We start from the raw sequence: 11,350 nt of genomic DNA on the forward strand, positions 1-11,350 counted from the left end.
GCTGGGCGCGGCGATCCCTATATAAAGGGTCAGAAAAAGAAGTGAGGCACCCGATGACCGACAGCACCCAACCCCTAGAAGGTACACCGCTGATTGCACCCTCGACCACCGACCATCCGCTATATGAGCAGATCGTTGAGGCATGCCGCACAGTCTATGACCCTGAAATTCCCGTCAATATTTACGAACTTGGGCTGATCTATACGATCGACATCAACCCCGAGAGCGAAGTGAACATCAAAATGTCGCTGACCGCACCCGGCTGCCCCGTGGCTGGCGAAATGCCCGGCTGGGTCGCCGACGCGGTCGAACCCCTGCCTGGCGTCAAGACTGTCGATGTCGAGCTGGTCTGGGAGCCACCCTGGGGCATGGATATGATGTCGGACGAAGCCCGTCTTGAGTTGGGGTTCATGTAATCTGGCAGTCGCAATTCACGAGACCATCATGAAACCATCGTAGAAATGTAACATCTGGCAGCGACATACGCGCCAGATGTTTTTTTATCTGGAGAGATCATGCGTATCACAACTGCCCTAACCGCTTTGGCCCTGCTGCCGTCCGCCCTTTTGGCTGGCACCCATGCCAAGCAAACCCCCGTCGAATACGGGCCACGCCCGGCCTATCTGGTCGATAAACTGCCTGCGGGGGCGCTGAAGGACAAGCTGGCGTCCTGTATGGGCCAAACACCGCAGCAGACTGTGTTCTCGATCGGTCACCGTGGTGCGCCGCTGATGTTCCCGGAGCATACAGTTGAATCAAACGTTGCTGCGGCGCGGATGGGCGCGGGCATCTTGGAATGCGACGTGACCTTTACCGCCGATCACGAACTGGTCTGCCGTCACGCCCAAAACGATCTGCACACCACGACCAATATCCTCGTGTCCGATCTGGCTGACAAATGCACCGCAGGCTTTACGGCTGCTGCGGGCGACAGCGCGGCAAGCGCCGAATGCCGCACATCGGACCTGACACTGGCCGAATTCCAGACATTGACCCCGAAAATGGACAGCGCCGATAAAACCGCCACCACGGCCCAAGAATATCAAGGTGGCGTGGCCCCCTTCCGCACCCAGCTGTATGTGGACGGTGCCCATCTGATGACCCATGCGGACTCCATCGCATTGTTCAAATCCTTAGGTGCGAAATTCACGCCCGAGCTCAAGTCCCCTTCGGTCGAAATGCCGCACAACGGCTTTAGCCAAGAAGACTATGCGCAAAAGATGATCGACGAATACAAGGCCGCCGGCATCCCTGCCTCTGACGTTTGGCCGCAATCGTTCAATCTGGACGACGTGTTGTACTGGATCAAGGCAGAGCCCGAGTTCGGCAAACAAGCCGTGTATCTGGTGCAATGGTCTGACGGGTTTGACGAACAGGACCAGTCCACTTGGGTAGAGGATTTTGCCCAGCTGAAAGCGCAAGGCGTGCAATATCTCGCGCCATCCTTGAACATGCTGCTGACCAACGAAGACGGCAAACTGGCCGCATCCGCCTATGCAAAAGCCGCCAAAGCGGCCGATCTCAAGCTGATCGCATGGACGCTTGAACGCTCTGGCCCGCTGGCGTCGGGTGGCGGCTGGTACTTCCAGTCTGTGGGCGACATCATCAGCGATGACAGCGATTATCTGGTGGCACTTGATGTGCTGGCGCAGGATGCCGGTGTCGAGGGTGTCTTCTCTGACTGGCCCGCGACCGTGACCTACTACGCCAACTGCATGGGTCTCTGAACCCCTCTGCCTTTCGCTAAAACATCAGGGCCGTCCGGTATTTCCGGGCGGCTTTGTTCATTTTACACGCTACCGCTTGAGAATGCGCCGCGAACCCCTTATCTTTGCTGTAACAGGAGTATCAATGATGTTCGCAATCCCCGGCAAGCAAGCTGTCACAATCACCCCCAAAGCCGCGACGCAAATCAGCAAGCTGATGACGTCGGCAGGCCATGCAGGGCTGCGTATCGGCATCAAAAAGGGTGGCTGCGCGGGCATGGAATACACCATGGAATACGTCAACGAACCCGACGCCAATGACGAGGTCGTCGAACAAGACGGCGCGCGGGTGTTGATCGCCCCAATGGCGCAAATGTTCCTGTTTGGCACTGAAATTGATTACGAAACCTCGCTGTTGGAATCCGGCTTCAAGTTCCGCAACCCCAACGTGACCGAGGCCTGCGGCTGCGGTGAATCGATTAAATTCGGCTAACCCCCCGCGCAGTCGACGCGCAATATCGCGCTGTCGCCCGCCCCTAGTCGTTGCCCCGTTTCGCCCCCCCTGCTATCCCAGTGCAAAAGAACACAAGGGATACCGCTATGCGCCGCAAACTTGCCGCTGGAAACTGGAAGATGAACGGCACGGGCAACGCCCTGTCAGAGCTGGCTGAGCTGGCCAAACACGTCAGCCCCGGCGATGCCGAAACCCTGATCTGCCCCCCTGCCACGCTGCTGTTTCCCGCCTGTGAAAAAATGCGCGGCACCCCCATCGCCATCGGTGCCCAAGATTGCCACAGCGAAGACGCAGGGGCCTACACCGGCGATACCTCCGCGCCGATGATTGCGGACACTGGGGCGAGCTATGTCATCGTCGGCCATTCCGAACGCCGCGACGCGTACGCCGAAACAGACGCCACCGTGGCCGCCAAAACCCGCGCGGCTTGGCGGGCGGGACTGACGGCAATCATCTGCATCGGCGAAAGCGGCGACGACCGCGAAGCAGATAAAACCCTCGATATCATTGCGAATCAATTGGCAGGCTCCGTGCCCGATAACGCAACCGGCGAAAACACCGTCATCGCCTATGAACCCATTTGGGCCATTGGCACGGGCAAAGTCCCAAGCCTTGATCAAATCATCGAAGTCCACGATTTCATCCGCGCCCGGCTGATCGAACGGTTCGGCCAAGAAACCGCCAACGCAATCCGCTTGCTGTATGGCGGGTCGGTAAAACCCAGCAACGCCGCCGAAATCTTTACCGCTGAAAATGTCGACGGTGCCCTTGTCGGCGGCGCCAGCCTCAAGGCCGCTGATTTCGCCCCCATCATCAAGGCCTTGTCACAAGCCTGATTTTCGGCCTGATTTTCATTTTGCAAAATAAACTCACTGCACCACAAACGCAAAAGGGCGGCACGTCAATCTGACATGCCGCCCTTTGCTTTTCATCGTCCTAGATCGTTACCGCACCAGAACCTCTGGCCCCATCATCAGGGTCGGCAACCAGGTCGATATGATCGGGATATAGGTGACCATGATCAGGAATACGAACAACACGGCGGTGAAGGGCAATGCAGCCTTAACCACTTTCATCATTGGCATGTTCGCCACGCCCGAGGTCACGAACAGGTTCAGACCCACGGGCGGCGTAATCATCCCGATCTCCATGTTCACCACCATGATGATACCCAGATGGATCGGGTCGATGCCCAGTTCCATCGCGATGGGGAACACCAGCGGTGCAACGATGATCAACAGGCCCGACGGCTCCATAAACTGGCCACCGATCAACAAGATCACATTGACGATGATCAGGAACATGATCGGCCCAAAGCCAGCACTCAGCATCGCGGCCGAGATTTGCTGCGGGATTTGTTCGTCGGTCAGCACATGTTTCAGGATCAGGGCGTTGGCGATGATGAACATCAGCGTCACCGTCAGCTTGCCCGCCTCGAACAAGGTATCGCGCACGTCGCGGTGAAAGAACACCGATACCAATGCCGCAGGCTTGCGCAGCAGCGACAGATTGCGCCCTTCGCCCTTCACATGCAGCGGCCCCATATCGCGATAGACGAAACAGGCGATAAAGAAGGCATAGACAGCGGCCACAGCGGCGGCCTCGGTCGGGGTAAAGATACCGCCATAGATGCCGCCCAGAATGATCACGATCAGCATCAGGCCCCAGCCTGCTTCACGGCCAGAGGCAAAGACCTCGGCCCAGCCACGCCATTCGCCCCGCGGCAGGTTTTTAACCCGCGCCATGATATAGATCGTCAGCATCAGCATGAAACCCGCAAGCAGGCCCGGGATCACACCTGCCAAGAACATCCGGCCCACGGACACATCTGTGGCCGATGCATAGACCACCATCACGATGGACGGCGGGATCAGGATGCCCAAGGTGCCCGCGTTGGCGATGACGCCTGCGGCGAATTCCTTGGTATAGCCGGTTTCGCGCATCCCCGCGATCACGATGGACCCGATGGCAACCACGGTGGCTGGCGACGATCCCGAAAGGGCTGCGAACATCATACAGGCAAAGACACCCGCAATCGCCAGACCGCCCGGAAAATGCCCGACCAGCGCGATTGAGAAACGGATGATCCGTTTCGCCACACCGCCCGTCGACATGAACGAGGACGCCAAGACAAAGAACGGGATCGCCAGCAGGGTATAATGCCCGGCCATCGCCTGAAAAAATGTCTGCGCAATCGACGCCAGCGACGAATCCGACAAGACCAGCAGGAATACGATGGACGAAAAGCCAAGGCTGACCGCGATGGGCAAGCCCAGCAGCATCAGCCCGACAATCATCAGAAATAGTATAAGGACTTCCATCCGCTCAGTCTCCCGCGTTCATATGTTTGACGGCCTCGATGTCGTCTTCGGCCTCGTGGCTGACGATCAGGCTGGTCGAAACACCTGTGAAAATCCGTACCGCTGCTTGGATAAAGCGGAACAAAAGCAATGCCATACCGATGGGCAGCATCACATAAGGAATAAAGCGCGGCAGCTTTTCATAGGCCTCGCCTTGGTTCATCGACGCCTCGATAAAGCGCAGCCATTCCGGCATGGGGATATCCACGGTCGAATACCACGCCTGATCGCGGCTGTTTTCAAACCCGGTGGGGAACCAACGGCCCGATGTGGCATCCAGCCCCGCGAAAGGTGCCCAGTAATCCCAAGCGCCTTTCAGCAGCAGCATCGCGTAAAAGATGCAAATCGCCGAGGCGACCAGCGCGATCATGCGGCGTACGGGGGGTGAAAACAGGTTGATCACCGCGTCGACGCCCAGATGTGCCGTGACTTTGACCGCATAGCTCATCCCGAACAGGACCAGCCATGCGAACAGAAACGTCACCGCCTCAAGGCCCCAGATCAGGCCTGTGTTAAAGCCATAACGCAAGACGACGTTGATAAAGGTGATGATCGTCATCAGGCCCAAAATCACGGCAATCGCCGTTTCCTCGAACTCGTGCACGATCCGGCCCAAGGCCGATGTGGGTTGGTATCCTGATGACATAAGAAAACTCCGCTTGAATGCAGAAAGCTGGCACATACGACGCGGGATGCCCCCGGTTGCCAGATGCAAAAAATGCCCCGCCCAGGACGGGCGGGGCATTTATCAGTTTGACTTAGTGCTTGGCGTTGATCGCTTGCGCTGCGTCGATGTTTTCCTGGCCCACATCTGCTGTGAACTCGGCCCAGACGGGCATCATCGCATCAACCCAGATCTGGCGCGTGTCTGCGTCCAGCTCGATGATGTTCGAACCCGCGTCCAGGATCGCTTGGCGTGCTTCGGCATCCACTTCGCCAACGGCGGCGTTACGTGTGGTTGTGACCTCTTCGAGGATGGTCGCAAGCTGCGTACGCACGTCGTCTGGCAGGCTGTTCCACCAGTCTGTGGATGTCACGACCATATAGTCCAGAACACCGTGGTTGGTTTCGGTGATACCGTCCTGCACTTCGAAAAACTTTTGGCCATAGATGTTGGACCATGTGTTTTCTTGGCCGTCCACAACGCCGGTTTGCAGCGCGCCGTACACCTCAGAGAACGCCATTGGCTGTGGGGAAACGCCGATGGCTTCCATTTGGGCCTTGATCACGTCAGACGCCTGAACGCGGAATTTCAGACCGTCTGCGTCAGAAGGCAAGTTCAGCGGCTTGTTGGCCGACATTTGTTTCATGCCATTGTGCCAGAACTGCAGACCGGACAGGCCGCGACGTTCCATCGATGCTTTCATCGCTTGACCTGTTTCCGAGCTTTGGAATTCGTCAACGGCGTTGATGTTTTTGAACATGAACGGCAGATCGAAGATGCGGAATTGCTTGGTGAACTGTTCGAATTTCGACAGCGACGGGGCCGCCATTTGAACGTCGCCTTGCAGCATTGCTTCCAGAACTTGGTCATCGTTGTACAGGGTCGAGTTCGGGAACACTTCCATGCAGGCTTTGCCGTTCATCTCGGCGTTCACACGCTCGGCAAGCAGGGTCGCGGCGATGCCTTTTGGGTGCTTGTCGGTGTTTGTAACGTGGCTGAATTTGATCAGAATTTCACCGTCATCACATGCGGCAGATACGGCACCTGCGCTCACGGAAAGGGTCAGCGCGACTGCGGCTGTTGTCAGGAATTTCATGTGGTGTCTCCTCCCAGAGAACTGATTTTAATGTCTCGGCAATCGGGGGTCCGACTGCGGTGGCGAAATTAGATCGTTAAATTCACCACCTCACAAGCCTGTTACAAGGGAGGTCGAATTTCTGGCAAAATTATAATAAATTCAGCTACCTACGGGTCTATATGGAACCTACGAAAACACCACCCGCAATGCCCTGTGCGAAAACCCGCACGCGCGGATGCGTCGTTGTGCGGAAAACCGCACAGGTTCAACTGCGGTAGTCTTCGGCCCGAATCCCGTAGCGGGTCAGCTTGTCGTAAAACGTCTTGCGCGGCAGTTTCAGCGCTGATGCAGCGGCACTGGCCTGCCCGCCTGCCCGCTTGAGCGCTGCGCGCAGCAATGACTGTTCCACCTGCGCTATTTGTTCGGCAAGCCCCAGATCCGCATCCGGTGCTACATCATCTGCCACGCCCATCACAAACCGCATTGCGGCTGACATCAAGGCGCGCGCATTTCCCGGCCAATCACGCGCCATCAACCCGGCAATCACCTGAGGCGAGATTGGTGGCACAGCAAGGCCCGATTGTTCCGCCGCCTGATCAACATAGCGCCGAAACAAGATCGGAATATCCTCGGGCCGTTCGGCCAATGACGGGATGCGTACCGGCATCACCTCAAGCCGGTAATATAGGTCTGCGTGAAAACGCCCCTCGCCGACCATCGCAGACAGATCATGTGTGCTGCCTGCGATCAGACGGACCTCGGCGGTGTTTTCCAAAGCCTCGATCAAGGTCAGCTGGGTTTGCGCAGGCAGATGGGTGACCTCGTCCAGAAACAGACTGCCCCCGCCCGCCGTGGCCAACGCGTCGCTTAGATCGGATGGCGACAACCCCTCGCCCGCGCGTTTCACAAACGGCGCTTTTGAGCGCGGGGAGGACAGATGAATCACCTCTGCAACCTTAGAAATCCCCGATCCATACGGGCCGGTGACCAGCACCTCGGCATCGGTGGTCGCGGCGCGGCGGACCTTACTGCGCAACGCTTCGGACAGGGCAGAACTGCCGAAAATCAACCGTGCCGCCGGATCACCGCTTTCGACCATCTGCAACAACCGGCGGTTTTCCAGCACCAGCGCACGGGTTTTCAACGCCCGTTCAACCACAGCCAACAAGGCCGCAGGCGCACAGGGTTTTTCAAGGAAGTCAAAGGCCCCTGCCTCCATCGCGCGGACGGCCATGGGGATGTCGCCCTCGCCCGTCAGCAAGATCACCGGCAGATCGGGGTCTTGATCATGGGCGTATTGCAGCAGGTGAAACCCGTCGCGCCCCGGCATCCGCATATCAGACAGGATGATGCCGTCAAAACCGGCTGTAATCTGATCTTTTGATGCCACGAACGACCCCGCCGCGATCACATCGACATCGGCCAGCTCCAGCGTTTGGGCCAAGGCCTCGCGCACATGGGCATCATCATCTACCAGCAAAACGGTTCTGCTCATGCGGCGGCCTCGGTCATCTGTGCGCGTTCCAGCCGGACAGAGAACATCGCCCCGCCGCCGTCAAGGTTCTTGCCACGGATTTGCCCGCCCAAACTTTGCACAATGCCATAGCTGATCGACAGGCCCAGCCCCATGCCGCTGCTGTCGCTGCCCCCCACGGATTTGGTGGTATAGAACGGATCAAAGACTTTGTCGGGCATCTCGATCCCCGGCCCGGTGTCCATAAACTGCACCAACACCGCGTCGGACCAATCTATCTGGATGGTCAGTTTGCGGGTCTGGGCGTCGGCCATGGCATCTGCGGCATTGGTGATCAGGTTCACGAACACCTGACTTAACCGGACCTCGCCGCCGCGCACCCATACGGGCGCGTCCGGCGGCGTATATTCCAGCGTCACACCGGCCTTGGCCAGATAGCTTTGCGTCAGCTCGATCGCGCTTGAGACGACGCGCGTCACGTCAACTTGGGTCTGAGGCACGCTTTCTTGTCGTGCAAAGGCGCGCAGGTTTTGGATGATCCGCGCCATACGGTCGGCCATCTGCGAAATCCGCGACAGGTTTTCGGTCACCCGCTCGGGCTTGTCGCGGGCCATGAACTGCCCTGCGTTTTCCGCAAAGGACCGGATGGCCATCAGCGGTTGGTTCAGCTCGTGACTGATGCCCGCCGACATCTGCCCCAACGCCGACAGTTTGCCCGCCTGCACCAGATCGGCCTGCGCACGGCGCAAGGCGGCTTGGGCCTCTTCCCGTTCGGCGGCTTCGCGGCGTAACTCGGTGTTGCTGGCGTTCAGTGCTGCAGTGCGTTTGGCAACGCGACGTTCCAATCGGGCGTTGGCCTGTGACAAGGCGCGGCGGCGTTCGGTTGCCAGAAACAGCAACGCGCCAAAGGCCAGACACAAGGCCGCCACCGCCGCCGCCTGCGACAGGGCCAAACGGCGTGCGGGTGCCACGTCGAGCAGCACCTCGCCAATGAACCCAACGATGGGCAGCGGCGTTGTCAGATGCAGCGCCTCGTCCGGCAGATACGGGCCCCAGCCCATCTTCCAAATCTCGTGCCCGTTGACCCATCCGGCCTCAAACGCCAGTGCCGCACCGTCGGGCGGGATCAGGCCAGAGGTGCCTTCGGGCCGCTGCCAGAACAGCATTTCCGACCGGTTGGAAATTTGCACAACCCCCGCATCGTCAGTGAAGAACGCCGCCGGATTGCTGCCGCGCCAGCCGTAATCGATGCCGTTCAGGTCGGTCGTGACCACCACGGCCCCCTTGACCAGCCCCGCGCCATCGAACACCGGGGCCGCGTGAAAATAGGCACGGTCGGTCAGCGGCAGGCTTGGCCCGTGGCCCCAGCCAAGCGCCCCGCGAAGCGCACGGCGCACGAATGGCAGGTCAATCAACACCTCACCCGGCGCGCTTTGCGGCGAGGCCAGAACACGCCCCGCAGAATCCACCACGCGCACGTCCAAGGCCGCCGATTTATCCGCCACATCTTGCAAGAAATCCCGCGCGGTGCCCGGTGCCCTGCCCTGCAACACGTCACTGATCTGCGGATGATCGGACAGAAACACCGCCAGATCACGATAGCGCTGTACCTGCGCCACCAAACGGTCGCTGGCCACGGATAAATCCGCCTTGCCGCGTGCGCTAAGCTGGTCCAGCCCCTGCCAATAGGCATAGCGCCAGACCCCTGCTGACAGGGCGGCGACAACCATCAAAAATATCAACCACGTCGCGATGCGACGACCAAGTGCAGCATTCATTTTCACAATTTGGCACAGACCGGCTTGCAAAGACCAGAGGGCGCGGTATTCCTGCGGCGTATGAAAACCTTTCTCCAATCCCCGCAAGACCCTGATTTCGTGCAAAATCCCTATGCCGCCTATGCCCGCGCGCGCGCCGATGCGCCAGTGCAGTATTGGGACGATTACGGAATGTTGGCCGCCTTTGACGCCGCGACCGTGCAGGCGTTGCTGCGCGACAGGCGTTTGGGCCGCGAAATTCCCGCAGATCAGCAACAGCCTGTCCCGGCGCATCTCGCGGATTTCCATGCGATCGACCAGCATTCGATGCTTGAGCTTGAACCGCCCACCCACACGCGCCTGCGCGGCCTTGTGTTGCGGGCGTTTACCTCGCGCCGGATTGCCGGCCTCGCGCCCGAGATCGAGACGATTTCCGCTGAATTGCTGGCCGCATTGCCCCAAGGCCCGTTTGATCTGATCCCCGCCTTTTGCACCCAATTGCCCGTGCGTATCATCGCGCGACTGCTGGGCGTTCCCGAGGAAATGTGGCCCGATCTTTTGCGCTGGTCCAACGCCATGGTCGCGATCTATCAAACCGGCCGCACCCGCGCGGTTGAGGATGCAGCCAACGCCGCCGCCGCTGATTTCACCGCGTTTTTGCGCGGCTATGTTGATCAGCGCCGCACGGACCCGCGCGATGATCTGATCACGCAGTTGATTGCAGCCGAACAAGACGGCGAACGGCTCAGCACCGATGCCCTGATCGGCACCTGCATTTTGCTGCTGAACGCCGGGCACGAGGCGACGGTGCATGCGCTTGGCAACGGTGTGGCCTGCGCGTTGGCGAATGAAACACCTTTGGACGCATTTCAGCCCGATACCATCGCTGCCACGACCGAGGAAATCCTGCGCTACGATCCACCGCTGCATGTGTTCGAACGCTTTGCTTATGAGGATATCGATCTGGACAGCATCACGCTGGCCAAGGGCAAGAAAATCGCGCTGGTGCTTGGGGCTGCGGGGCGTGACCCTGCCGTTTATGCCGATCCGGATCGCTTTGACCCAACGCGGCCCGTGAAACCACATGCGGCCTTTGGCGGTGGCTTGCATTTCTGCGTCGGTGCCCCGCTGGCCCGGCTTGAGATGCAGATCGGCCTGCGCGCGCTCTTTGACCAGGCGCCTGGGCTACGGCTGGCTGAGCCACCGCATTATGCAAACACCTATCACTTCCACAAACTTGAACGTCTGATGGTCGAGGTTTAGGCGGTCTAAAGCGGTAGCATTGTCGTCGATTTAATCTGCTCCATCGACAAAAGTGCCGTGACATTATGCACCCGCACCTCCGAGATCAGCGCTTGATAGAACGCATCATAGGCGCGCGCGTTTTTGACCCGAACCTTGAGGATATAGTCGATATCGCCCGCCAAACGATGCGCTTCCTGCACTTCGGGGCGGTCTTGCAGCGCCTTAAGGAAAGCCGCCTGCCAGTCGGCCTCGTGCTCTGACGTGCGTATCAGAACAAAGAAGCACGCCTCAAACCCCAACGCCTCGGCATCCAGCACAACGGTGTGCTGTCCGATCACGCCCGCCTCGCGTAATTTGCGAATCCGGTTCCACACAGGCGTCTTGGAAGACCCGACTTCGCGGGCAATATCGTCCAAAGATTGGCTCGCATCCCGCTGAAGCTGCGACAAAATCTTCCGATCTACCTCGTCTATACGAACGTCCATTCTGCGTATCCTTTGGTTTGTGGTCTTCTGTTCCAACTACCCGGCGAATTAGAACACATGTTCTTAT

11 protein-coding genes are annotated in these 11,350 nt (G+C 58.9%); 5 read left to right on the forward strand and 6 right to left on the reverse strand.

Features of this window, described 5'->3' with window-relative positions:
- Positions 1-53 precede the first annotated feature (53 nt).
- The 4 genes from WNY39_RS01865 to tpiA all read left to right on the forward strand — a co-directional run bounded on the left by WNY39_RS01865 (position 54) and on the right by tpiA (position 3,056).
- Entirely contained in the window at positions 54-416 is a 363-nt protein-coding gene (locus tag WNY39_RS01865; protein ID WP_341234553.1) for an SUF system Fe-S cluster assembly protein, read from the forward strand.
- A gap of 99 nt (positions 417-515) precedes the next feature.
- Positions 516-1,727 (forward strand): glycerophosphodiester phosphodiesterase family protein, encoded by a 1,212-nt coding sequence (locus WNY39_RS01870; protein ID WP_342843586.1) that lies wholly within the window; start codon positions 516-518, stop codon positions 1,725-1,727.
- A 127-nt stretch (positions 1,728-1,854) separates the two neighbouring features.
- Positions 1,855-2,199 carry an iron-sulfur cluster assembly accessory protein gene (locus WNY39_RS01875; protein ID WP_342844337.1) on the forward strand — a complete coding sequence of 115 codons (345 nt, stop codon included), beginning with the start codon at positions 1,855-1,857 and terminating at the stop codon, positions 2,197-2,199.
- Between the two features lie 107 nt (positions 2,200-2,306).
- A complete protein-coding gene (gene tpiA, locus WNY39_RS01880; RefSeq protein WP_342843588.1) occupies positions 2,307-3,056 on the forward strand; it encodes a triose-phosphate isomerase in 750 nt (249 codons plus the stop codon).
- Between the two features lie 108 nt (positions 3,057-3,164).
- Here the strand turns inward: tpiA and WNY39_RS01885 are convergent, their stop codons facing one another.
- The 5 genes from WNY39_RS01885 to WNY39_RS01905 form a co-directional block, all read right to left on the reverse strand.
- Positions 3,165-4,541 carry a TRAP transporter large permease gene (locus tag WNY39_RS01885; protein ID WP_093914826.1) on the reverse strand — a complete coding sequence of 459 codons (1,377 nt, stop codon included), beginning with the start codon at positions 4,539-4,541 and terminating at the stop codon, positions 3,165-3,167.
- Positions 4,542-4,545: 4 nt separating this feature from the next.
- Positions 4,546-5,226 (reverse strand): TRAP transporter small permease, encoded by a 681-nt coding sequence (locus tag WNY39_RS01890; RefSeq protein WP_341234556.1) that lies wholly within the window; start codon positions 5,224-5,226, stop codon positions 4,546-4,548.
- A gap of 112 nt (positions 5,227-5,338) precedes the next feature.
- Positions 5,339-6,340, reverse strand: coding sequence for a DctP family TRAP transporter solute-binding subunit (locus tag WNY39_RS01895; protein ID WP_342843591.1), 1,002 nt, complete (start codon positions 6,338-6,340; stop codon positions 5,339-5,341).
- 247 nt (positions 6,341-6,587) lie between these two features.
- Positions 6,588-7,817 (reverse strand): sigma-54 dependent transcriptional regulator, encoded by a 1,230-nt coding sequence (locus tag WNY39_RS01900; RefSeq protein WP_342843593.1) that lies wholly within the window; start codon positions 7,815-7,817, stop codon positions 6,588-6,590.
- On the reverse strand, positions 7,814-9,574 hold the full coding sequence (locus WNY39_RS01905; RefSeq protein ID WP_342843594.1) for an ATP-binding protein: 1,761 nt from the start codon (positions 9,572-9,574) through the stop codon (positions 7,814-7,816). The genes WNY39_RS01900 and WNY39_RS01905 overlap by 4 nt, the downstream gene beginning before the upstream one ends.
- Before the next feature lie 60 nt (positions 9,575-9,634).
- On the opposite strand from WNY39_RS01905, the gene WNY39_RS01910 reads away from it, so the two are divergent.
- The gene (locus WNY39_RS01910; RefSeq protein ID WP_342843595.1) at positions 9,635-10,816 is read left to right on the forward strand and encodes a cytochrome P450; all 1,182 of its coding nucleotides are present in this window, start codon (positions 9,635-9,637) and stop codon (positions 10,814-10,816) included.
- 5 nt (positions 10,817-10,821) lie between these two features.
- Here WNY39_RS01910 and WNY39_RS01915 read toward each other — a convergent pair whose 3' ends face one another.
- Positions 10,822-11,283, reverse strand: coding sequence for an Lrp/AsnC family transcriptional regulator (locus tag WNY39_RS01915; RefSeq protein WP_341234561.1), 462 nt, complete (start codon positions 11,281-11,283; stop codon positions 10,822-10,824).
- Positions 11,284-11,350: the final 67 nt, after the last annotated feature.

Origin of the sequence: Sulfitobacter sp. AS59, from assembly GCF_038899995.1 — a bacterium.
In the GTDB taxonomy this organism is placed as follows: Bacteria; Pseudomonadota; Alphaproteobacteria; order Rhodobacterales; family Rhodobacteraceae; genus Sulfitobacter.

Excerpts from the sequence above, each read along its gene's own strand:
- WNY39_RS01875 (WP_342844337.1), top strand. The coding sequence starts at position 1,855 with ATGTTCGCAATCCCCGGCAAGCAAGCTGTCACAATCACCCCCAAAGCC.
- WNY39_RS01870 (WP_342843586.1), top strand. The coding sequence starts at position 516 with ATGCGTATCACAACTGCCCTAACCGCTTTGGCCCTGCTGCCGTCCGCC.
- WNY39_RS01900 (WP_342843593.1), bottom strand. The coding sequence starts at position 7,817 with ATGAGCAGAACCGTTTTGCTGGTAGATGATGATGCCCATGTGCGCGAG.
- tpiA (WP_342843588.1), top strand. The coding sequence starts at position 2,307 with ATGCGCCGCAAACTTGCCGCTGGAAACTGGAAGATGAACGGCACGGGC.
- WNY39_RS01885 (WP_093914826.1), bottom strand. The coding sequence starts at position 4,541 with ATGGAAGTCCTTATACTATTTCTGATGATTGTCGGGCTGATGCTGCTG.
- WNY39_RS01895 (WP_342843591.1), bottom strand. The coding sequence starts at position 6,340 with ATGAAATTCCTGACAACAGCCGCAGTCGCGCTGACCCTTTCCGTGAGC.
- WNY39_RS01890 (WP_341234556.1), bottom strand. The coding sequence starts at position 5,226 with ATGTCATCAGGATACCAACCCACATCGGCCTTGGGCCGGATCGTGCAC.
- WNY39_RS01910 (WP_342843595.1), top strand. The coding sequence starts at position 9,635 with ATGAAAACCTTTCTCCAATCCCCGCAAGACCCTGATTTCGTGCAAAAT.
- WNY39_RS01905 (WP_342843594.1), bottom strand. The coding sequence starts at position 9,574 with ATGAATGCTGCACTTGGTCGTCGCATCGCGACGTGGTTGATATTTTTG.
- WNY39_RS01915 (WP_341234561.1), bottom strand. The coding sequence starts at position 11,283 with ATGGACGTTCGTATAGACGAGGTAGATCGGAAGATTTTGTCGCAGCTT.
- WNY39_RS01865 (WP_341234553.1), top strand. The coding sequence starts at position 54 with ATGACCGACAGCACCCAACCCCTAGAAGGTACACCGCTGATTGCACCC.